At 46.0% G+C, this 23,015-nt stretch carries 26 protein-coding genes; 2 read left to right on the top strand and 24 right to left on the bottom strand.

The genetic code is table 11. The features are described 5' to 3' along the window. Positions 1-96: 96 nt before the first annotated feature. The 20 genes from hisIE to ODOSP_RS10620 all read right to left on the bottom strand — a co-directional run bounded on the left by hisIE (position 97) and on the right by ODOSP_RS10620 (position 17,285). Entirely contained in the window at positions 97-693 is a 597-nt protein-coding gene (gene hisIE / locus ODOSP_RS10525) for a bifunctional phosphoribosyl-AMP cyclohydrolase/phosphoribosyl-ATP diphosphatase HisIE (protein WP_013612294.1), read from the bottom strand. A 19-nt stretch (positions 694-712) separates the two neighbouring features. Next, positions 713-1,468 (bottom strand): imidazole glycerol phosphate synthase subunit HisF, encoded by a 756-nt coding sequence (gene hisF / locus ODOSP_RS10530; RefSeq protein WP_013612295.1) that lies wholly within the window; start codon positions 1,466-1,468, stop codon positions 713-715. A 2-nt stretch (positions 1,469-1,470) separates the two neighbouring features. After that, entirely contained in the window at positions 1,471-2,181 is a 711-nt protein-coding gene (gene hisA / locus ODOSP_RS10535; protein WP_013612296.1) for a 1-(5-phosphoribosyl)-5-[(5-phosphoribosylamino)methylideneamino]imidazole-4-carboxamide isomerase, read from the bottom strand. Positions 2,182-2,189: 8 nt separating this feature from the next. Next, the gene (gene hisH / locus ODOSP_RS10540; RefSeq protein WP_013612297.1) at positions 2,190-2,774 is read right to left on the bottom strand and encodes an imidazole glycerol phosphate synthase subunit HisH; all 585 of its coding nucleotides are present in this window, start codon (positions 2,772-2,774) and stop codon (positions 2,190-2,192) included. Positions 2,775-2,815: 41 nt separating this feature from the next. Next, positions 2,816-3,913, bottom strand: coding sequence for a bifunctional histidinol-phosphatase/imidazoleglycerol-phosphate dehydratase HisB (gene hisB / locus ODOSP_RS10545; protein ID WP_013612298.1), 1,098 nt, complete (start codon positions 3,911-3,913; stop codon positions 2,816-2,818). Beyond that, positions 3,910-4,965, bottom strand: a complete 1,056-nt coding sequence (gene hisC / locus ODOSP_RS10550; RefSeq protein ID WP_013612299.1) for a histidinol-phosphate transaminase — start codon at positions 4,963-4,965, stop codon at positions 3,910-3,912. Before hisC ends, hisB begins: the two co-directional genes overlap by 4 nt. Before the next feature lie 15 nt (positions 4,966-4,980). Then, positions 4,981-6,318, bottom strand: coding sequence for a histidinol dehydrogenase (gene hisD, locus ODOSP_RS10555; RefSeq protein WP_013612300.1), 1,338 nt, complete (start codon positions 6,316-6,318; stop codon positions 4,981-4,983). 19 nt (positions 6,319-6,337) lie between these two features. After that, the gene (gene hisG / locus ODOSP_RS10560; RefSeq protein ID WP_013612301.1) at positions 6,338-7,195 is read right to left on the bottom strand and encodes an ATP phosphoribosyltransferase; all 858 of its coding nucleotides are present in this window, start codon (positions 7,193-7,195) and stop codon (positions 6,338-6,340) included. A gap of 312 nt (positions 7,196-7,507) precedes the next feature. Continuing rightward, on the bottom strand, positions 7,508-8,362 hold the full coding sequence (locus tag ODOSP_RS10565) for a hypothetical protein (protein ID WP_013612302.1): 855 nt from the start codon (positions 8,360-8,362) through the stop codon (positions 7,508-7,510). A 56-nt stretch (positions 8,363-8,418) separates the two neighbouring features. Beyond that, on the bottom strand, positions 8,419-8,646 hold the full coding sequence (locus tag ODOSP_RS10570) for a hypothetical protein (protein WP_118104541.1): 228 nt from the start codon (positions 8,644-8,646) through the stop codon (positions 8,419-8,421). Positions 8,647-8,671: 25 nt separating this feature from the next. After that, positions 8,672-10,615 carry a hypothetical protein gene (locus ODOSP_RS10575; RefSeq protein ID WP_013612304.1) on the bottom strand — a complete coding sequence of 648 codons (1,944 nt, stop codon included), beginning with the start codon at positions 10,613-10,615 and terminating at the stop codon, positions 8,672-8,674. 42 nt (positions 10,616-10,657) lie between these two features. Then, positions 10,658-11,302: a hypothetical protein gene (locus ODOSP_RS10580; protein ID WP_013612305.1), complete on the bottom strand. Its 645-nt coding sequence runs from the start codon at positions 11,300-11,302 to the stop codon at positions 10,658-10,660. A gap of 12 nt (positions 11,303-11,314) precedes the next feature. After that, complete coding sequence (locus tag ODOSP_RS10585) at positions 11,315-11,587, bottom strand: hypothetical protein (RefSeq protein ID WP_041556692.1); 273 nt, start codon at positions 11,585-11,587, stop codon at positions 11,315-11,317. Then, positions 11,584-12,003, bottom strand: a complete 420-nt coding sequence (locus ODOSP_RS10590) for a hypothetical protein (RefSeq protein WP_013612306.1) — start codon at positions 12,001-12,003, stop codon at positions 11,584-11,586. The genes ODOSP_RS10585 and ODOSP_RS10590 overlap by 4 nt, the downstream gene beginning before the upstream one ends. Positions 12,004-12,110: 107 nt before the next feature. After that, on the bottom strand, positions 12,111-13,121 hold the full coding sequence (locus tag ODOSP_RS10595) for a hypothetical protein (protein ID WP_041556694.1): 1,011 nt from the start codon (positions 13,119-13,121) through the stop codon (positions 12,111-12,113). Positions 13,122-13,228: 107 nt separating this feature from the next. Beyond that, the gene (locus ODOSP_RS10600) at positions 13,229-13,609 is read right to left on the bottom strand and encodes a DUF4870 domain-containing protein (RefSeq protein ID WP_013612307.1); all 381 of its coding nucleotides are present in this window, start codon (positions 13,607-13,609) and stop codon (positions 13,229-13,231) included. Between the two features lie 164 nt (positions 13,610-13,773). Continuing rightward, entirely contained in the window at positions 13,774-15,516 is a 1,743-nt protein-coding gene (locus tag ODOSP_RS10605) for an O-antigen ligase family protein (RefSeq protein WP_013612308.1), read from the bottom strand. A gap of 137 nt (positions 15,517-15,653) precedes the next feature. Further along, positions 15,654-16,049, bottom strand: coding sequence for an HU family DNA-binding protein (locus ODOSP_RS10610; protein WP_013612309.1), 396 nt, complete (start codon positions 16,047-16,049; stop codon positions 15,654-15,656). Positions 16,050-16,060: 11 nt separating this feature from the next. Beyond that, positions 16,061-16,486, bottom strand: coding sequence for an HU family DNA-binding protein (locus ODOSP_RS10615; RefSeq protein WP_013612310.1), 426 nt, complete (start codon positions 16,484-16,486; stop codon positions 16,061-16,063). Between the two features lie 46 nt (positions 16,487-16,532). Beyond that, complete coding sequence (locus ODOSP_RS10620; RefSeq protein WP_013612311.1) at positions 16,533-17,285, bottom strand: hypothetical protein; 753 nt, start codon at positions 17,283-17,285, stop codon at positions 16,533-16,535. Between the two features lie 158 nt (positions 17,286-17,443). Here ODOSP_RS10620 and ODOSP_RS10625 point away from each other — a divergent pair, with 158 nt between their 5' ends. Further along, positions 17,444-19,609: a sensor histidine kinase gene (locus tag ODOSP_RS10625; protein WP_013612312.1), complete on the top strand. Its 2,166-nt coding sequence runs from the start codon at positions 17,444-17,446 to the stop codon at positions 19,607-19,609. A gap of 54 nt (positions 19,610-19,663) precedes the next feature. Then, positions 19,664-20,365 carry a response regulator transcription factor gene (locus ODOSP_RS10630; RefSeq protein ID WP_013612313.1) on the top strand — a complete coding sequence of 234 codons (702 nt, stop codon included), beginning with the start codon at positions 19,664-19,666 and terminating at the stop codon, positions 20,363-20,365. A 13-nt stretch (positions 20,366-20,378) separates the two neighbouring features. Here ODOSP_RS10630 and ODOSP_RS10635 read toward each other — a convergent pair whose 3' ends face one another. The 4 genes from ODOSP_RS10635 to pth are packed head-to-tail and all read right to left on the bottom strand — an operon-like array spanning position 20,379 to position 23,009. Next, positions 20,379-21,422, bottom strand: coding sequence for a DUF4097 family beta strand repeat-containing protein (locus ODOSP_RS10635; RefSeq protein WP_013612314.1), 1,044 nt, complete (start codon positions 21,420-21,422; stop codon positions 20,379-20,381). An 11-nt stretch (positions 21,423-21,433) separates the two neighbouring features. Further along, positions 21,434-21,985, bottom strand: coding sequence for a DUF4924 family protein (locus ODOSP_RS10640; protein WP_013612315.1), 552 nt, complete (start codon positions 21,983-21,985; stop codon positions 21,434-21,436). Positions 21,986-22,011: 26 nt separating this feature from the next. Continuing rightward, entirely contained in the window at positions 22,012-22,404 is a 393-nt protein-coding gene (locus ODOSP_RS10645; RefSeq protein ID WP_013612316.1) for an RNA-binding S4 domain-containing protein, read from the bottom strand. A gap of 35 nt (positions 22,405-22,439) precedes the next feature. Further along, on the bottom strand, positions 22,440-23,009 hold the full coding sequence (gene pth / locus ODOSP_RS10650; protein ID WP_013612317.1) for an aminoacyl-tRNA hydrolase: 570 nt from the start codon (positions 23,007-23,009) through the stop codon (positions 22,440-22,442). Positions 23,010-23,015: the final 6 nt, after the last annotated feature.

Consider the following 23,015-nt stretch of genomic DNA (forward strand, 5'->3'; position numbering starts at 1 on the left):
GTTTACTTTACTTTTTTCTTTTCCCCTTTCTCCGTTGCACCCAAGAAAACCTACATTTAGTGTAAACATGTATATAAATACCTATTTATCCCCATTCTATTTGTGTCTTTCTTTCAATACCCGGATGACATCCTCCAGCCCATATCCTTTGGCAATCAATAAAACCAGATAATGATACATCAAGTCGGCCGCTTCATTTAAAAACAAATCTTCATTGTCGTCTTTCGCTTCGATTACTAATTCCACAGCTTCTTCCCCAACCTTTTGAGCGATCTTATTTATTCCTTTGGAAATCAAACGGGCCGTATAGGACTCTTCCGGAGAATCATTTTTCCTTTTTTGCAGGAACTTTTGTAAGAAGAACAAAAAATCCGCCTCCTCATTCTTCTCTCCCCAACAGGTATCTGTTCCAGTATGGCAAGTCGGTCCGAGCGGTTTGGCTTTAACCAATAAAGTATCGCCATCACAATCGGCTTGTATGTCTTTCAGGTATAGAAAATGTCCGCTTTCTTCACCTTTTGTCCACAACTTTTGCCGGGACCTGCTAAAAAAACAAACTTTTCCATTCGTCAGGGTTAATGTCAAGGCCTCCCGGTTCATATAGCCGAGCATCAAAACCGTCCTGGTCTCTGCATCTTGAATGATAGCAGGGATCAAACCATTTTCGTCAAATTTCAAATTTTCTATTTCCATCTTATATCTTTTCAATTATTTACCCTCTTACCATTATCCCGTTTTGCCGCAAGTAGGCTTTCACCTGTCCGACAGTCAGCCTGCCATAATGAAATACCCCGGCAGCCAAAGCAGCATCTGCTTTACCTTTTGTAAATACTTCATTAAAATCCGCTAGTTTTCCTGCACCACCGGAAGCAATGACCGGAACATTCACCAATCCGCTCAACCGGGCTATCGCTTCGCAGGCGAATCCCCGGTTCGTCCCATCATGGTCCATAGAAGTGAATAATATTTCCCCGGCTCCCCGCTCTCCGACTTCCAGTGCCCAAGTGTATAATTCTCTTTCAGTTCTTAGTCTTCCTCCTTTACTGTATACGCACCATTCTTCCTTTTCATATCGGGCATCGATAGCCACAACAATACATTGTTTCCCAAAATGATAGGCTAACCGATCGATTAAATCCGGTTCGGACAGAGCTGCCGAATTGACCGATATCTTATCCGCCCCCTTTTTTAATAAAGCCTCAACATCTGCCTCCCGGGCAATGCCGCCTCCGACAGTAAAAGGGACATCGACTGCAGTAGCCACACGCTCCACCCAGCTCAGGCGGGTACTCCGGTTGTCATTACTGGCAGTGATGTCTAAAAACACCAGTTCATCAGCACCGGCAACAGAATACTTCTTTGCTAATTCTACAATATCACCGGCATCTTTCAAATCGTTGAAATGCACTCCTTTCACCGTCCGTCCCTCTTTAACGTCCAAACAAGTGATTATTCTTTTAGCTAACAAAATCAAAAATTTTTAAGTGATTTCAAATCTATTTTCTTTTCATACAAAGCCTTCCCAACGACTACGGCTTCTACTCCAACTTCAGCAAGCTGTTGTAAATCTGCCGTTCCACTCACTCCCCCTGAAGCGATCAACCGAATCTCCGGATAAAGGCGAAGTAATTCCCGATACAAGCCGATAGCCGTTCCATCCATCATCCCATCCCGGGTGATATCCGTACACATCAAATGCCCGATCCGTCCCCGATAGGACTCAACCAATTGAAAAATCGTCGTATCGGTCACCTTTTTCCATCCCTGAATACACACCTTGGTATTCCAGACATCAGCTCCGATAATTACTCTTTCATACCCATACTTTTCCAGCCATTCAGCGGTTTGTTCGGGATTTGTCTGAGCGATACTGCCAACACAAGCATAATCAGCCCCCGCTTCAAACACACGACGCATATCCTCATCAGTCTTCACCCCTCCTCCAAAATCTATGGACAAACGGGTATGTTTACAAATCGTTTCAAGCACAGCCCAATTGACAACTCCCGACGCTTTCGCCCCATCCAGATCGACCAAATGCAGCCGATCCAGTCCGGCCTCTTCAAACAGGCGTGCCATTTCTAAAGGGTTAGCCGAATATATCTTACACTGTCCATAATTTCCTTGAGTCAAACGGACACATTTCCCACCGATAATATCGATTGCAGGTATAATTTTCATTTTCAATTTTATACTATATCTAAAAAGTTCTTTATTATTTTTTCTCCGGCACCGGCAGATTTTTCAGGATGGAATTGGCATCCATAAAAATTATTTTTACAAATAGCAGCGGCGAAAGAACGCTGATAGTCGCAAGTTGCGATACAATAAGCTGTAACAGGAACATAATAGGAATGTACAAAATACATCCATTCCCCGGGATTTATCCCTTGAAACAAAGTAGTTTTCAGCTTCCGGACCGTATTCCACCCCATATGAGGCACTTTACAACTGTCTGCAAACTTCTTCACTTCCATAGGAAAGATACCCAATCCCCATGTATTTTCTTCTTCCGAAAACCGGCACATCAACTGCATCCCCAGACAAATTCCCAATACGGGCATTTCCAGTTGTGGGATTATCCGATCTAATCCTTTATCTTTCAATTGCTTCATGGCAGCAGCAGCTTGTCCGACACCCGGAAATATCACACGGTCGGCCCGGGCGATCAGCCTGACATCACTACTCAAGACCGCCTGAACCCCTAAGCGTTGTAAAGCAGTCGTCACTGAAAAGACATTCCCGGCTCCATAATCGATAATAACAACTTTCATGATTTCCTATTTATCTGTACAATCATTTCGTCATTCCTAAACTAAGCGAGACAGCCCTTCGACGAAGGGATCCCTCCTCCGGTTTGCCGGATAGCCTGCCGTACGGCACGGGCAAAAGCTTTGAATACAGCCTCCAGAATATGATGCGTATTTTCTCCCTGGGCCGAGATATGCAGATTGCACTGCCCGCTCTGACAAAAAGAAGCAAAAAAATGCCGGGCCATCTCCGTCGGAAAATCTCCGACATATTCCCGTTTCAAAGTGACCCCCCATTCCAACCAAGTCCTTCCGCCGAAATCGAGTAATACCTCAGCCTTTGCATCGTCCATAGGCAAAGCAAAACCATATCTTTCGATTCCTTTTTTACTTCCCAGGGCTTTAGCGAAACACTCCCCCAATACAATAGCCGTATCCTCAACGGTATGATGCTCGTCGACCTTCAAATCTCCCCGTACTCCGATCTCCAGATCTACCCCTGCGTGCCGGGCGATTTGTTCCAGCATATGGTCGAAAAACGACAAACCGGTCTTTATACTGCAACGACCTTCCCCATTCAAATTTAAAGTAACAGTTACCTCTGTCTCCGCAGTTTTCCTACAAATCCGGACTTTCCGGCTTCCTGATATTATAAATCGGGTAATTTCCCGCCAGGAATCTGTATGCAATACCACCGGTAAATCGGTCTCCCTCCATTCTCCCAGCCAAATCCCTTTTATCCCCATATGAGCAGCCAGCTGCATATCGGTCTCCCGATCCCCGATCACATAGGAATTTTCAGTATCCAAATATTCATTCAAATATTTTTCTACCATCCCTATTCCGGGTTTCCTAAAACGGGAATATTCTTCCGGCCGGCTCGGATCGATACATATCTCGTCGAAAACGATCCCTTCACTTTCCAACACCTTCAACATCAATGTTTGCGGAAGCATAAAATCTTCCATAGGAAAATCGGCGCTCCCTAAGCCATCCTGGTTACTCACCATCACCAATCGAAAATCCGTATTCCCGGTAATCTCCCGCAGTGCTCCGATCACTCCCGGCATAAACTTCAGTTTTTCCGGCCGGTCCACCTGAAAATTGTCTGTCGGTTCTTTGATGATCGTACCGTCCCGGTCTATAAATAACATCTTTTTCATAAGGTATTCACTTCCATTACATTATCATATTCATGAAGAACTTCCAGCAACCGATCGTTCTCCTCCCGGGTACCGACAGTGATCCGGATTCCTCCTCCGATCAAAGGCGGAATATCCCGTAACCGTACAACCACCCGACAAGCAATCAGATAGCGATATAACTTCTGACAAAATTCAGTGATGACCAATATAAAATTGGCTTCCGAATCATATACTCGCCGGAATATACCCAACCCTCTCAATTCCCGGATCAGACGCTCCCGTTCGAGGATAATCCCAGTCCGCCGATTCTGGAAAAGATCATATTGCCGGAGAAGGGCCAAAGCGGTCTGTTGGGTCAGTCCCCCGATATTATAAGGAGCTTTCACCCGATTCAATATTCCGACTACTTCCGGATCGGCTAAGCCTATCCCCAAACGCAATCCTGCCATTCCCCAAGCTTTCGACAAAGTCTGCAAAACAACGACATTCCGGTATTTATCCAATAAATGCACCGCAGAAGGTGCGTCTGTAAAATCGATATAGGCCTCGTCGACGATCACCATTCCTTGAAACTCCCCACACAACCGCTCAATCTGCCCGTAAGGGATAACCTTCCCGGTAGGATTATTAGGCGTACAAAGGAAAATCAGTTTGGTGCGATCGTCCACTCGTCGTCTCAACTCGGACCAGTCGGGTAACAAATCGGCTGTCAGATCGATTTTTTTCACTCCTACCCGATTAATCGCAGCACTCACTTCATACATAGCATAACCGGGAGAAAAGACGACTATATTATCTTCCGCAGGTTCGCAGAAACTCCGGATCAATAAATCGATCAGCTCATCGCTCCCATTTCCCAAAATCATATGATCCACCTTCACTTCCTTCAGTCGGGCCAGTTCTTTCTTCAATTCCCGCTGATAAGGATCCGGATAACGATTCACTCCCGTATCGAAAGGATTTTCATTCGCATCGAGTAAAATAGCCTGTCCTCCTTCATACTCCTCCCGAGCACACGAATAAGGCTGTAATTCCCAAATATTTTTACGTATCAATTTTTCTATTTCCATAAATTTCCTCCCATTTCATTGTCCCTCCCTTTCACTTCCAACCTCCAGCCTTTTGCTTTTTTCACTTTTTTCTTTCCCCCCTTCTTTCCGTATCTCCACCGCCCTCCGGTGTGCATACAAAAGTTCATGCTCCGCCATAACCCCGATGGTCGGAGCCAGATCGAGCAGGCCTTCCCGGGTTATTTCCTGAAAAGTAATTTTTTTCACAAAAGCATCCACATTCACTCCGCTATATGCTTTGGCATATCCATGGGTCGGTAGGGTATGATTGGTACCCGAAGCATAATCTCCTGCACTTTCAGGAGAATAGTTACCCAGAAACACAGAGCCTGCATTTTTTATTTGTGGTATCGAATCGAGATAATTTTCCACACTCAGGATCAAGTGTTCCGGTGCATATTCATTTGCCAATTCCAAACATTCATCTACATTTTCCAGTACTATCGCTTTCGAATTTTCCAAAGCCTTCGAAGCGATAGTCTTACGGGGCAATACGGCCAATTGACTTTCTATCTCTTTCTGAACCCAATCGACCAGGCAGCTGTCCGTTGTCAATAATATCACCTGGCTGTCCGGACCGTGCTCAGCTTGTGACAATAAATCTGCCGCTACAAAACGAGGATCGGCCGAACGGTCGGCAATCACAATGACTTCGGAAGGTCCTGCCGGCATATCGATCGCCGTACCATAATTACAGGCCAGCTGTTTTGCCGCTGTAACATACTGATTACCGGGACCGAAGATTTTATACACCTTAGGCACACTCTCCGTGCCGAAAGTCATCGCCCCGATAGCCTGTATTCCCCCGACTTTAAAGACTTTATCCACTCCGCATTGGCGGGCTGTCCATAAAATAGCCGGATGAACTCTACCTGAACGATCCGGAGGTGTACACAAAACGATTTCCTCACAACCGGCAATCCGGGCCGGAACGGCAAGCATCAATACGGTAGAAAACAAGGGAGCACTTCCTCCGGGAATATACAAGCCCACCTTTCCGATCCCTCTAGTCTCTTGCCAGCAACGGAATCCTTTCGGATTGACATATTCGTTCCGTCCGGTCAGTTGCAAAGTATGAAAGGCCTCAATATTTTGCCGGGCCTCCGTTATCGCCCTTTTCAAATCATTACTTACCTCTCTTTCAGCTTCCCGGAACTCTGCTTCAGCCACCTGCAAGCGTTCTACTTTAGCCTGGTCGAAAAACCAGGTATATTTAACCAAAGCCTTATCGCCGTCTTTCAGGACCTCTGCAAAAATAGCTTTACAGATTTTCTGCAGATCAGCATTTTCCATCCGAGGACGCTTCAATAAGTCCACCCATCTTTCCCGGACGGGATTTATTATTCTTTCCATAGCTATCTCTTTTTCAGTATTACAAAATCATTTTTTCAATCGGCACGATCAGAATCCCTTCCGCTCCGGCTTCCTTCAATTTACCGATTACTTCCCAAAACTCATTTTCATTCACAACCGAATGAACAGACACCCATCCGTTTTCGCGTAAAGGCATGATGGTAGGACTTTTCATTCCCGGTAAAAGCCGACAGATCCGATCCAAAGCTTTTTCAGGAGCATTCAGTAAAATATATTTGTTGTATTTAGCAGCCAATACAGCCTTAATCCGAAATACCAACTGGGCTAACAATTCCTGCTTCTCACCGCATAAACCGGAATTAGCCACCAAAATAGCCTGAGATTCAAAAATCTTATATACCTCTTTCAGGCCGTTTTTAAACAAAGTACTCCCGGAACTGACCAAATCACAAATCGCATCGGCCAATCCGATATTGGGAGCTATCTCCACCGAACCGGAAATCTCATGAATCTCAGCCTCTATATCGTTTTCCGTCAAAAAATCTTTTAAAGAGTTCGGATAAGAAGTCGCAATCTTTTTCCCCTGTAAATAAGAGATGTCCTGAAAATCGACATTTTTAGGTACAGCTATTGATAACCGGCACCTGGAAAACCCCAGGTCGAGCACATGACGGATACCCGTTTTTTTCTCTTTTTCCGTATTATCCCCGATGATGGCAATGTCGGCCACCCCATCTCGCACATATTGCGGGATATCGGAATTCCTCAAATACAATACATCCAATCGGAAATTAGAGGCCTGGGCCATTAACTGATCTTTTCCGTTGTTGATAGATATCCCGCACTCTTTCAGTAAAGTCAGTGAATCTTCATTTAAACGGCCGGATTTCTGGATTGCAATTTTTAAGTTTATCATAACGCTATTTAGAGTTAGCGCCCGACTGATCCGGGTAGGCAAAAAACAAAAAAAGCCCGCCTGAATCAGGCGAGCTTATTATACTTTTATTGAAGACCGAACAGCATAACAACATCATCTCACCTGAAACAGTGATGGCAATGATGATGGTTATGATGTAAACTATTTCTCATTTTTTCTTTTTATCGGAACAAATGTATGACAAAAAAAGAATATTGCAAATATTCCGAACAGATTTTGATTCTATTTTTTACTTATCCGGCTTGTCCGGCAACCGGATGAATCTTTGGGCGAACCCGTCGGCATTCCCTGCTACATTATTTCATTCCAACATTCTCCACGCCCCATCGCTGTGTCGCAATCACTTCCGGGGAAATTTGACACTTTTCCATTAACACAATCAGTAAACCAACCATTATAGTCCATACAAACATTAGGATTAAAAGTACAACGCCCATTATTTATACCAAAAGCATTCGAGCAATTTTTACCACCATGATTTGCCATACAAGAAATTTTGCCACCATCTCCCCCTTCACTTCTCGTTTTTATTTTCACAACCTCGTCACAACATTCATTACTATTTACAATTTGCTCTCCTAAATCAAAAACACATAAATTATAACTTGCACTTTTTGTCCCCACATACCCTCTATTTAGTATATTCCTATTGGTTAATAATGGCGTTGCTAAAAATAATTTATCACCTTCAATAATATTTGTACCTGTTCCTCTAACATATTCTGAACGTTTTCTTCCAATAACTGCCACGTCAACCTCATCCAAATTAATAACATCATCAGTTTTGACAACACCTTTTTCATCAGCATAATATATCTTATCATTACATTTAACAATAGCTGTATGTAAAGGAAAATATACTCTAAAAAAACTACCATCTTCTGCTATATAGTAATTCGATGCCTTTTCTTTAATTATAGGTGTAAGTTCTTTTATTTTAATTCTTTCATTTTCATCTGAAACATAAAATGTTTTAAAACCAATTAATTTCAAATCTTGCTTATTGACAGACAAAGATTTTGCTAAATTTATTTCAACTTCCAAGCTGTCATTAGAATTTTCTAATTTAGTACCTTGTCCACAACCCCAAATAAAAATCAGACACAAAACAGAGATTAACAAACAATACAAATTTACCTTCTTCATAACGATTGATTTAACATAATTTTCATTGATTAAAATTCGTATAAAATATAATCACATTACATATTTGAATTTATTAAACAAACATAAAACAGTATTAAACAAACAATGCTAAGAATAAACACAACAACTGACCATTTTTTCATTAGTTTATCTTTTTTAATAAGAGCATAAACAATACCCACAATTGACGCAACAATTATTCCCGCAATTATTCCAATAATACCTTGTATTGCAATCCCAACAATGACGATGATTACCATAGTCATTAAAATTCTGTTTCTCATAGTTATTACTTTCAATTATTATTTACTATTTGTTGTCGGGCAAGCGGATAAATCTTTGGGCGAACCCGTCGGCATTTCCTGCCGGTTCGACGATAAAAGGCAGCTCTTCCCGGCCTTCGGAGTAATTCCGTAACCACAATACTTCTCCGGCAGGAATGCGGTCATAGAGCAAAAATTCATATTCAGCCCTCTTTTTGCCGTAACTATGCCAACCTTGTTTTCCCCAACCAAACAGTTCGTATAAATCTCCCCGCCGGATACCGTTATCGGCATTTTGCGGGGCAAAGCGGATCCGTTCCACCACCTGCGGTTGTGCCAATCTCAGCGTAATCGTAGAGAAAGCACCGGGAGCCGTCAGCATATTCCCGTCATATTCAGGTTGCCATTTCATCTCCTCCCATGAAGGTGCATCCAGCAATTTTACCCATTGTTCTCCTTTTGCCGCCAATGTGTCGTCAGGAGACAATACCGCCGCCGGTGCCGGCTCGGCAACATTTGTATATCCGCGGTCCCGGCGGGTCAGAAATTCCAGCATCGCCAGATTAGCCTGCGGAAAGGCAGGCGGAGCGATAAAACGATAATAACGGAAGGCACCCGGATGACGCAGCACCGCATCCTGCAAGCAGGGAACAGGCGGTTCGGTAAGCGTATACAACACCCGGGCATCCGAAAAATCTTCCCGGTTAGCTCCCACGAACACTCCTCCTACCAGCCTCTCGGCCAGGCGGATCATGGCCGGCTTACGGGGAAACTTCCGGGTCAGTACAACCGTCCCCCGGCGGGTGGTGTCCGTCCGGAATGCCTGTATTGTAAAACCTTCCGGCGTGAGTGAATCCCGGGCAACCACAAAAGGCTCACCGAATACGCACATCCGTCGTCCTTCATAATACACCGGAAAATACAACCGATCCGGCATCACCTGTGTAAACACCGCCCGGCCATTCAACGTATCCACCTCAGCCCAGGTCACCGGCGCCATATCGCCCCAAGCCTGAAATGCCGCTAAATAAACCAACCGATTCTTCGCAGGCCCGGTCCAAGGAAGAGTTACCCGGAAAACCTCCGAACATTCGCCCGTTACTTCCCGCAAACACGGATTGTCGAACAAAGACGGCACATATTCGCCCGCAGCTTTCAGAAAAAAGGGATTATCCCGCTGTGCTCCGAAATACTGCCGGTAAAGATTCATCGGCTCCACCGGTACCGATTTACCCTCACCGGGCAAGGAGGTCTCCGGATTAAAGGGCCACCAACGTCCCCGGTCGTCCCGGACCGTACAATAAAAATGCCGGCCGGGAAAGTCCCGGTAAGCATTGCAAAATTCCACCATCACCGGCAATCCGCAAGCCCGGAGAATCTGACAACCGATCACAGCCACATCCGTACATTCCCGTCCCGGAAAAAACGGCCTGTACAAACTACTATCCAATGCCGATCGTTCCCCCGTCACTCCCCCAAAATCCGTCTTGATCCGGTTATACCTCGCTACGTAACCTGCCAGCGAATCCCCTTGCCCTGCACCGGCATACTTTCCGAACAAATCATACAATTCCGCCCCGGAAAAACAATCCGGATATCCTGCCAAACTTCTGTAGGGCAAAATATACTCGCAAAATTCGCCGAAAGAAAGTCCTGCGGCACAAGGCGAACTCTCCCACACATCAAAAGCATGATCGACATGAGAAATCAGGAAAGACCGGTCGAATCGCCGGAGATCACATAAATCCGAATCTTTCGCATCACTGTACAAGCAATATCCGCTATCGTCCGAATAATGCCAACGCATATTGGCGATCAGGAAACAGGCAGCCCGGAATTTCAGTGAATCCTGCCGGTAATGCCTCAGCACAGCCTTCAATTCCCGTCGGTTTCCTCCTGCCAGCGCCAACGCCTCTTCTACGTCCGCAGGCAGATCCATACAGGCACAACATCCCAGGATCACTCCCCATAGTAACACAACCTTTTTCATCCTGCAACAAAAAGGTACGAAAGCTCGGTTCGACAGTTCTGTTTACAACACCGTTTCGTCTCCGTCCCAAATGTTTTTCGTCTTATCGCCCAGTTCTTCGGCCGTATAATACTTCGGCGCATAGCGCACCTCTTTCACCCGTTCGAACGTCCCGTCCCGGCTGATCCGGTAGTAGGTATCCACCCGTTGAGCTTCCGCTCCTGCAAAACCGTCCTCCGTCACCTCGCCCGTATCTCCGGCGAAAACCAATTCATAGACGATCACTTCGCCTTCGGCAGTCAGCTGCCATTGTTTCACGGCAATATCATTGTTGAAATAGAGTTTCGCCTCCAGCCGGTCCGTTTCCCGGTTGCCTTTATAAGTCACCAGCGTTTCCGTCAGGCAAGGCGAAACGTTCAGCACCACAGAAAAAAGCTTGCATCCGTTTCCGACCTTAAACCAGAAAGGTACGTACATTTCCCCCGTTTCTTCCTGCAATTTGCGTTTCCGGCTCAGATCCCGGTAAGTGGCACAAGCTTTGCCCCGATACTCTACCCCCTGATCCGTATAAGCCATCATCTTACAACTTTTGAAAGGCAAATCGGATTTTTTCAGTTTCTGGCTCGCCTTATCCAGGTCTACCGTTTGTTGCCCCATGGCGTTCACATACCCTAAAATAATAACCGCTAAAATGATTAAAGTTCTCATAGCTTAATGTTTTTAGATATATCGTTTTATAAATTTATTAATTCTTTTCAGCCTTTTAAAGGCCGGTCCTACATAATATTCTTTGATTTTTCCCGTCCGGTCCGCAATAACAAGCAACCGTCCTCCGGTACAGAAACAATTATCATATTCGTCATGATAGTCAGGAATAACCTCAAAATTCTTCCAAATTTGTTTCTGTACCCACTCTTTGGCTTCAGGGAAAAAAGGCAATGTAACCACTTCCACTTCCGGATGTATTCCTGCAATGCTATCTAAAGTATTCAAAAATCTTCAGGATAACCGCAACAATTTTTCTGCCAGAAAGCCAATATGACCGGATGCCCACACTTCCCCGGCTCGATCCAACGCCCGTCCATCCCCTCGAAGCCCACAACAGGCAATTGCCTGCCTTTGTATAAAGAGGGGCGATAAGACTTCAATCCTATATTCAGGGTATCCCCTCCACCAGCCCAGAACATTGTTCCATATTTATTCGTTTTTCTCATCAAACGTTTGTACCTTTTTTCAGAAATCACCTGTTTTTCCGAATCATGATACACCAATTCTCCCCGAATAATAATTCCTTGTTTATCCGGAGCATACTCCATCTTAGGCAATCCGGCCATTGTCCGGCCATAAATAGTTTGTCCTCTGGCAGGCAAAAAAGAACAAACAACGATCAGGAAAACAATGTATTTCATAGCAACTTTCTTTTACTTCAAATTCAATTGCACATTCTCCCGGATTTCATTCTTTACTTTTTGAACTTTCCGGTATACACTATAACATCCCCAAAAATACTTTCTATTTATGGCCTATGAATCTCTGTCCCGGTAGCTCCCTGTCCTCCACCCGATATCGTAAAGCCAGAACCATTCCAACCTAATGAGACAGAAACACCTGAACCATAGCTATATCCCCAAGCAAATTCATGATATTTGGAAGAATATAATGTTCCGCTTACTGTCCGAACATCAGCCGTACAAGTAAATCCATAAGCCGCAGAGTGAGTTGCATTCAAATTACGATCAATTAATATTCCCGCACTATTAAAAACAGATCTTACTGTTATATTATAGGTTGCAACCACCATCCCTGCTGCATTTTTAACAGAATTCATTTTAGTAAATCTAAGTATTATATCGCTTCCGCCACCGGGATTAGGATCAGACCCATCACCTTCCGAAGAAGTCTTTGTACGTAAAGAATTCATTTCTGAATAATCGTCTTCCTGAAAGCTACCTTCTTCTGCATCGATCACACGATAACCGATATGTTCGTATACAAAACCCCCATGTTCATTAGAAACAATAGCTGTAGAATGATAAGTTTTTCCCTTATACAGCCACTTTAGATCGACCATCTCCATCCCGATACAAATACCTGTACGGAGTTGCTCTTCAATTAAAACATAAGGTTCACCTCCACTAACCTTTGCCTTTTCCTTAGCCTCTTTTAAAGAAAGAATTTCAAAATGCCAAAAGTCCTTATACCAAACCACCATAGTGGTATCGGCAAAAAGTTCTTCCAATAATTTCTGACGTTCGGTTTCCGACTCAATTGTTCCCTTATAGGTGTAGTTCAAAAGACAAGGTCTATCGGAATTATAAGTTTCTGTGCCGATTCTGTTTCTATTCTGCGCATATTTTATTTGTTCTTGCCAGGTAGCAGGTTCTACCTGAACGATCTTTTCATCACCCTTCAGAACTTCTCTTTCGCAAGAATTCAAAAATCCAGCCAAACACAATAAGACAAAAACATACACAAAACAACTCCGATAAAGTGACGTAGCTAATCTAAAAATAACATGAAGTTTCATATATAAAAATTTAATCAATTTACTTTCCCACGATTCTTTCTTTCCTTAACACAAGTAAAAGCACAATGACCATCTGATTCCATTAAACGGAAATATACATCACTTGTTCAAGCCCGGAAAAACGGTATTGTCGGCGGCCAGGCCCGAAACGTCTTCTTTCCGACTGAAGTAATAAGCATAACTACCAACGGATAAATAATATTTACCATCGTCATAACCACCAATCCCCATTTCATAAAACCGAAAGAAGCTGCCTCATCCATACTCCAACCCACAATTGCCTGATACCATCCAAATACGAATACCCCTATCATAATAAAAGAAAACAATATTTGAAAATTCAACAAATTACAAGCCTCTTTCGTAAAGGCTGTATCTTCCGTTTGCCGATTCTGCCTCCAATAAAGATAAGGAAACAAAACATTCATAAAAGGGAATATGAAATTTCCCACGATCATCCAGGTATACAACGACATCCTCTTTTTCATACCTTAAAATATTAAATGATTTTTCAAATTACCAGTTCGACAAAACTATACATAAGCAATCAAACGGACAATGGCCAATGTTCTCAAATTGTTCTCAAAATTTCCCGGTCCATTATGAACATTTTAAGAATGTCGGCATCCACAAATGGTACAAGATTTGACGGTCATGGTTTTCGCAAATACTCTTCCATTTCGCGTTTCATCCGGTCCACCCGGAACGACGGCACTTTCACCGGCTTTACGATAATCTCTCCGGCCAACTGCCGGGCTTCGGCTTCACGCCCGGTTTGCCGGTATAGCTTCACCAAACGGTAAAGCGGCATAAAACGATTGGGACACATCCGGGCTGCCCGGCGGTAATGCCGTTCCGCCCGGTCGTATTCACCCAAACGGCTATAATTATCGGCCAGCAACATCTGTACATCCATATCGTTCAGGCCCCGGACACATTCTGTCAATATACTCAGGCTTGCCGTCCACAATCCCGCCACATGCAGCTCCGCCCCGTAATTGTAAAGGAATAAGGGATTTTCGCGCATAAAAGGATATAAACGGGCATAATCGGTCAACACCTCCTCCGTCCGGCCGTTTAAAGACAAACAGGAAATGCGGTGCCATTCACGTTCCGCCCGGTTCCAATATAAAGTAACCGCCAACACCGCTACGGCCAAAGCCCCTATTCCGGTTTTAAACCACCGGCCTCCATAAAAGCAAACGGGACGTCCACGCACAATCACCCCCAGCAGCAACACCAAAAGTACGCATACCGCCGGATAATTCAGCGGATAGGAAAACAAACCGCAAATCCCCGCCCCTCCGATACTCCGGTACAACGGACGGTCCTCCGGACGGCAACGACGATACCATCGCCACAACAGCCATATCACCCCGGCAACCAGTAGCAGTCCCGCCACTCCGTATTCGGCAGCAATCCGCAGATACTCATTAAAAGGATGCCTGACATTACCGGCCAACCGTTCCCATTTTTCCTCCGGATGCTCCGCCAGCCAGCCGGCCTGATAATCCATATATTCTGCCTGAAAAGCATCCGGTCCATGTCCCGTCAGGGGAGCATCGGCCAGCATCTCCAACGAACAATTCCATACCAACAGACGACCGTCCGCCGAATCTTTCTTCCAGCAATACAGGCCGACGAGCATTACCGCCCCCACTGAAACAAACGCCGCCCTTACCCTCCAAGCCGGCCAGCGACCGCCCAAAAAGAAACGGTAAACAGAAGTCGCAGCCAGACATCCCACTGCCACCATCCCGGTGCGCGAACCCGATAAAACCACCGCAGCCCCCATCGATAATGCCGATAATCCGCCCCACACTTTCGCACCGACAGGACGTGAAGCCATAAAATAAAGCGCCGCCGGGAAACAGATTGCCAGACAAGCCGCCAGTCCTGCCGGATTGTCGAATGTCCCCGTCACCGGGAAAGAAGCACTATACACCGGCCATATCCCGGCATATTGCCCGATTCCGGCAAACGCTTCCACCGCGCCCACGAACGACAATCCCCCATACCAGTCGGCCGGTTTCCCCCAGGCGGAAAAATATCCCGTCATCACGAATAAAAGCCACATAGCCCCTCCCCACGCCGCAGTCTGCCACGCAAAAAAGCCACCGGCCGACTTTCCGCCCACCACCGCCAGTATCCCGACAGCCACACACGCCAGTCCCGGTAAACCGACACGTCCGGACACCACGAACGGAAACAACATCCCCGACACGCCCACCGCAATCCCTGTCCAAAGCATTCCCGGCGTAAAAAAACGGTCGGCATACCCCTCCGGAAAATAAAATACATTTCCCAGAACGATCAACAGGAAAAACCGGAAAAAGATTCTTCTCCGGCCCTCTGCCGTTCTTATGGCCCTCTTTATTTCTTTTCCGAAATTCATCCGTATCTTTCAAAAAATCCGTCCGTATCTTTTCCTGAAAACAAGCGCTTGTTTTTTCAATTTCGTACTACCAAACCGAAATTTCTTCCGTATATTTTCACCGAAACATACGGGAGAAAATCCGAAAACAACCGGCCCTATTCTGGTAAAGATATGTTCAATTGCGATTTTATCGCTTTCATCAATTGCCGGGAAGGATAGAAACGAAGCCGTACCCCCCGCAGGGACTCAGGACGGAAATCGGCAGGATCGTCAAAACCCTCGCTCGAAAATTCCAGGAGCAAACTGCCGATTTCCGGCAATTCCACCGAACAACCGGCCGCCAGCCAGTTGGCAGCCACTTCTCCGGCATTCGCAAACGCATCCACAATGTCTCCAGCCGAGAGAACCGACCGGCCGGCGATCTGCCGGATCATCTCCCCGGCATCCCGCCGACCGGCAAAAACCGGCGCAGCATAATATTTCGGTGGCAACAAACGGTTCTGCGGATTATGCCGCAACACCCACCTGATTTTCATAGCAGTACCTGCCATCTTCCCCTCAATCAATCAGACTCCCCGGGAGTATCCGAAGACGACGAAAGCGCCGGTCTGTTGATCACTTCGAAAGTAATCTCCGATTTCACCCGCTCCTTCATCTTTGCACTCGGCGTAAAAACAATTTTTACACCACGAATCAAAGAAGACGAGAAATCCTCTGCCCGGTCCACCCCCTCGCTGCCGAAGGAGATCCGCAATATGCCGAAATCTTCCAACTGCACCGAGCGGTTCATCAGCATATAAGTAGGCAACTCGTCCAGAAAGTTAGTCAACACATTTTTTACATCCCCGGCCGTAAGCGACGAACGCCCCGCAATCTGACGACAGATCATATCCATCCCGACCACTCCGTCGAGCACCGGCTGACCGTAGAATTTACCCGGTTCATCGGGTTTCTGCGGATTTTTCCGTTGAACGATTTTTACTTTCATAGATTCACTTTTTAAAGGTTTATTAAAAATCCCGCACAGGCAGATACTACTGATTACCCTGTAAAACCTCCCCAACAGACCCGGCAATAGCTCCCTGGAGATAATATTTTTCCCCTCGTTGAACCGCACTCATACCATCGCTCCAAACAACGGTTTTATAGTTTTCCCACCATTCCTTCGATACAGGCGTTTCTTCCCCCCTTGTCCGCATACGATTCAAAGGCAACTTACCCACCCCGAACAATTCCGTCATCCAACGTTCATAGTTTTCCGCCCAATAGACCGCGGAATAACGGCATACGGCCATGGCATAGCGCACGATCTCCCGTTCGGAAACAGCGAGACGATCATCCAGCTCCACCTGTTGTTCCAGCCGTCCGACAGCTATGGCAAAATCTTCTGTCCGCTCAGGTGTCACCCGTCGCACCTCCGATTTCAAACGACCGACCCATTCCTGCTGCGCAACGGAGAGAAAAGAAAAATCATCGGACACTTCACTGCCGGCCCTTGTCCGGGCCGGACAGACATATCCGCACATACGGGCAAAATCGTCGCACATATCCCGGATTTCTTCTGCCGGCGGAAGTTTCCGTGCCCCGCTGCGGGTAAACGGAGCCTCCTCCGAAATCCGCTCCAAAACATAATCCAATCCTTCATTATGCAACCGCCCCATACGGTCGTATACCGATTCTTCCGTAACCTTCCCGGCCGGCACACTTTCATCCGAACAGGCACAACATCCCAAAACAAACAAAATACCGAGGACCATCCGTCCGTTTTTCAAAAAAGTCGTATTCATTCCGATATCTAATCTTAGCACTTGAAAATTTGGGATAAGTTTATGATATTTTTCCGGTCCGCCCAATAGCCAATGTTCTCAAATTGTTCTTAAAATTTTCCGTTTTTCCGGCATGAAAAAAATTGGATATTGTTTCAAAGTAATCTATTTTTAACCGAATGAAAAAAAGCCACCTTTCCATATCCGGATATATCCACCTGATGATCATCCTATTATTGCTTCTGGAAGCAGGATGGTTGTATTCTCTTTACCATGCGGAAAGAAGAGATTTCCGATATGTTACGGGAAAATTTATAGAAGATGCCATAAAAGAAGAAATACATACCTGCCCCATACAAGAGACAAACGGACTTGACGATTTTAGTATGAAGGGGCGCCTGATCATGACATATACCTATAAAGGGAAATATTTTCACATAGATACGAATAGCCAACTATTTCTTGTTTTTTACAGGCGTAAACTTTACGATTTCAATCGGGAAAGCTGGAATATCGACAGCCTTGCCGCCTGGTTCCGGCATTTCTGCCCTTGGGAGGACCTGAACCCCGTTTTTATCCGGCAGGATACAACGGGAAAAATCATCGACCGTTATCCGGCGGACTGCCGGAAACCGTATCGGCAACCGGACTTCGCGCAATTCCAATTAGGCAATCTCGAACCCGATACACTCACGGCCTGGTTCGATTTTCCCTTCAACCGCTTTTGGCTGCGACAACGTTACGGTCTGTTGCTTTCCATTGTCCCGTTTCTATTTGCCCTGTCTTTCGGCCTACTTATTCTCCGGCGGGAAAAGAGACGGCAACGCAATCACCTCCTGACGGAAAAACAACTTATTTTTATTCACGACCTGAAAACCCCGTTTTGTACCAGCTGCCATATCGAACAACACCTGCTGCAACATGTCGGCGAATGGCCGGCAGAAAAAATACACGAAAAACTGAATGTATGCCGTCACCTGCTTGTAGCCATCACCGACGAAATGACGCAACTTATCGACCGCTCGGCCGGCTACTGGGGGACGAACCCAGAAACGGCCGGATTCGATCTCCGGAGCATGCTCGAAGAAGTGGCCGCCCGCTACGGAGGCAGGGGCGATGCCTCGCGTATCGCTGTCGACTACCGGCTCGACACGCCGATCGTGCAGGGCGATTCCTTTCACTTATCGCACATTATCGGCAACCTGATCGATAATGCCCTCCGCCATGCCGGACCCGAAGCTACCATCACCGTCATCTGTGATGCCGACCGCCGGGGACGACTGCGCCTCACGGTCGAGGACAACGGCACTGGTATTCCCCGCCGCCTGCACCGCCGGATTTTCCGTCCCGGCTTCCGTTCCGTTCCGACAGGCGACAACCACGGGATAGGGCTGGCTTATATCCGGAATACCGCCCGCCGGATAGGAGCACGGCTCCGCCTCGACAGCCGGCCGGGACACGGCAGCCGTTTTATACTGACATTCACTCCCGGCCAAAAACACCGCCCCCGGAAGATTCACCTATCCCCCCGGTTCTACTCCTGTTTCATCGTCGCCATAATGTTTGCCGCACTATTCTGGACAGGCAACCTATATATCGCCGACCGGAGAGCCTTCGTCAACGAAGAACTCCCGAACCTCGACGAAGCCATCTTTAAAAACAATACGAGTTCTTTTAAATGGCGGGAAGACACCAACTGTTTCTGCAATGACTTCGAAGCCAAAACCATTACGGTGACACACAACGGTCAGGATACGACCTTGGCCATGGGCACTCATATCAACCAATCTCACATATACAGAGGTTTATATTATGATCTACGTGATACGGCCTGGCGTGTAGACAGTATTCTCCCCGCTTACCGAAAGTATTCCGCCAACCGACTGCCGGTAATATTCCGGCGCATCGATGCTGCGGGCCGGACGATCGAGCGAGCCGGGACAGAGCAACAGGCATTATTTCTCCCGGTAGAGTGTTCGCTACCGCTCGGTTATGTCGAAGGCCACCGGTTAGAAGTACAGCTTGCTTATCCCTGGCTGCGGTTGTTCAGCCGTTACGGATTCGGGCTCTTCCTGGCCTTAGCGGGACTGTCGGTGACTATCCGGTTGAACCGGATCGCCACGGACATGGCCCGGCGCCAGCAAGCTTTCATACGCTTCCAGCGCGAAGAGGTGCAGCTTTTTATCCGCAGCCTGCAACCCCGGCTCCGGGACATCCGGTATCCGCAAACCGCCGATCCGGAAATACTCGGCGCAACCCTCAGGAAGAATCTCGGCGTTTACAGGGAATTACTGGATCAAATCAATCTGCTGCTCGAAAAATTCAAAACGATCGAATGGGAATGAAAAGTTGGTATATTCAATTAAAATTTCTAATTTCCCCTCGTCAAACTCATTACTATGGACTGCAAACCGAAACTACTTTATGCCGAAGACAACCGCCTCACCGCAAAGGAAATGACCGAAATTCTGGAAGAAGAAGGTTATGAGGTGGTGACGACATACAGCGGCGACGAAGCCTGGGAGACTTTCGAACGTATTTCTCCCGATCTGGTACTGCTGGACTTCCGGATGCCCGGACTCAACGGCTTGGAAGTATTCGAGCGTATCCGGCAGGTGGATGCGGAAATTCCGGTGCTCATTCTGAGTTCGTATAACGAATATTGTGTCCCGTCGCTGAAAAGCGGCACCGCCGACTTTATCCGCAAAGAAGCCGATATCGCAGAAATCTGTGCCCGCATCGCTGCCGTATGGCAACGCCATGCCTCCGGCAAAACTAATGATTCCGCCGGAGAAACCGTCCTCCGGCTCTCGGAGCTCACCACATTCCGCACCGACAGTTTTACGCTGCGTATCGGTCCCAACATCATTCCCCTGACCGGCGCATTAGGAGAAGTGCTGGTACTCTTATGCCGTCCGCCCCGGCAATGCCGTGCAGCCACCGATATCTGCCGGCAACTCTGGCACAACGACAGCAAAAGCAAAATCACTTTACTACAAAACTATATCTCTCAATTGCGGAAACTGCTCACTGCCGACCCTGCCCTGCACATCGTCAGCCTCTACAATAAAGGATATTATTTGCAAATCAACGGAGAATAACCCGCACTTTTCCTTATTGAATATACAGACTACCATTGGAAAGTTCCAGTAAAACCTCTCCGGTATATTTCGGATTGCCTACAAATTTCGAGCTGACGGTCATATTCCTTTCAGATGCAGACTTTTGTTCCAATTCCATTCCATCCGGCAACCCCATTTTCAACGATTTGTTATGCTTGATTTCCAAATGATAACCGGCATCTTTTTCAAAAGTCAGCCCGACTTTAGTAAAAGAACCTTTCAAACGGATCTCGGAAAACAACAGTTGTATATTGCGTATATTCATTTCCCCCATTTTCATATCCATATCCACATAACTACCTAAATCCTGTACCTCATATTTGGTAAAAGACGAGCTACCGGTCAATTCTTCCACATCCCCGATTTTCATTGTCCCGCCGGAAGAGCGCAAGTTCAGCTTACCCATCGATTCCAACTCTCCGTCACAAGCATTGGTTTCTAACCGAACATCATCACCGGAAGCAATCCGAATGGTACAATTCCGAAACTCTCCTTTCATCAAAGCCACCTCTTCTACATTGAAAATTCCTTTCTCTTGCTTGATGTACAATTCTCCTCCGCTCAAAGCAGTCGCTTTAAAATCCCCGACACGAATATCCGCATTTACCTCACCTGAAAAATTAGTCAGGTATACATTGCCGTTTGTACTGATCAATCTCAACTTGATTCCTTTCGGAACAGATACTTTATAGTCGACATTTAATGTCGTGTTGGTCAGAAACTGCTTCAATCCCATGTCTTTCCCGAATTCGGTCTTAAAATTGAGATATTGCCCGGTAATCGTTTCTACTATCTGAATCAATTCGAGTGTTTCATCCGCTTTCACCCCCGATTTAGCAGTCACCTTCATAGCTACAGCTACTTTGATCTCATCTCCATCCACCTGAACAATTTCCATTTTTCCATATTGGTTGGACAACACCAACTCTTCGATTCCGGCTTTAGGATAAGTTTTTTCATATTTTTTCTCACTGGTTTCGGCTTTCGATTGAATTCCCGCAACCAACAGGCACAACACTGCAATCAGCACTTTCATATTCTATCAGATTAAAATTTTGAATTTTCAGCTTCTTCTTCCATTTGTTTGTAACGGGCAGCCAGATAAGCAATCATTTTACTGAACGATTCCATAGCCGCTACCGTTTCCGGATGAATCTCCCGTTTTTGTAATTTCAGCATCAGCTGTCCATACAAACCGTTTAAAGCCAATTCCACATCCGAGACCGTATCGTCCACACCGGCTTTCCTACGAAACTCCACCAAATTTCCGGCCGCCTGGGTCACCAATTGCCGATATCTCCCGTCATGAGCCTGGTGCAACAAGAAAAAGTGTAATTCGGTCAGTTCATCCACTGTATTTTTCAGGGCCTGAATATGCCCTTTCTCTTCCACTTTTTCTTTTTGCATAATAGCGATCAGGTTATCATACCAATCATGAATTTCCTTCGAAGTCCGTTCATCCGCCTGGAAACCGGCCACCAGATAACGATCCACCTGCTCCATATCCAGCTTCAAAGCCCGGAGCATATCTTCAAGCTGCCACATATACAAAATATATTCGGCAATATTATTCTTTTTTTTCTCTCTGGCTATTAACACAATACGATCTGGTTTTAATTTATAGGTTACAAGTCGTAATCATCTCCTTCTTTCATTTTATCGATCATCCGGCGATCACGTTTCGTGGGACGCCCTAACCCCCGGGGACGCGATTCAAAGCCATAAACTTTTACCGCATTCAACAAAGCCAAATTTTCAGGCGGAGTCACCTCTTCCACAAAATCAACCGCCAATTGTGCCGACATCCGCTTCGCCGTAAGTGCCTTCACCCGATAATGCCGTTCAATAGGCGGAATCCTTACTTTCACAATCTCGCCTCCCTTCAGTTCACGGGAAGCCTTGACATGTACATCTCCGATGGTAACATGTCCTTTGCCACATTCTTCAGCAGCCAGAGAACGAGTTTTAAATATCCGGACTGCCCAAAGCCATTTATCTATTCTTACTTTCTCCTCCACTATTTCACTAATTAAGCCTTTCCGCCTTTAATTTTTTACTTTCTGTCTGTATTAAAAGTATTCATTGTCCTTATAATACCTTGTAATACAAAACTAGTAATAATTTCTCCACCCCGTTCCAACAAAGCCGGTAATTTTTCAGCTTCTTCGCCCTGCCATGTTCCCAGCACATAATCGATCTGCTGTCCTTTCAGGAAATCATTACCGATACCGAATCTCAAACGGGCATAAGCAGAGGTGCCTAATAAGGCATTGATATTTTTCAAGCCGTTATGTCCTCCGTCACTTCCTTGTGCTCTTAAACGCATCTTCCCGAAAGGTAAGGCCAGGTCGTCGACAATAACCAACAAATCTGCCAGAGCGATCTTTTCTTTTTGCATCCAATAACTGACAGCTTTACCACTCAGGTTCATGTATGTATTGGGTTTCAGCAAGACCAGGGTCCGACCTTTCAATTTCATTTCGCAAACAGCCCCATAACGCATATCTTCAAAAACAGCATTGGACGCTTTAGCAAAAGCGTCCAATACATTAAATCCGATATTATGCCGCGTATCCTGATATTCCGGGCCGATATTTCCTAACCCAACAATAAGATACTTCATAATTTA

This window comes from Odoribacter splanchnicus DSM 20712 (genome assembly GCF_000190535.1).
GTDB lineage: Bacteria > Bacteroidota > Bacteroidia > Bacteroidales > Marinifilaceae > Odoribacter > Odoribacter splanchnicus.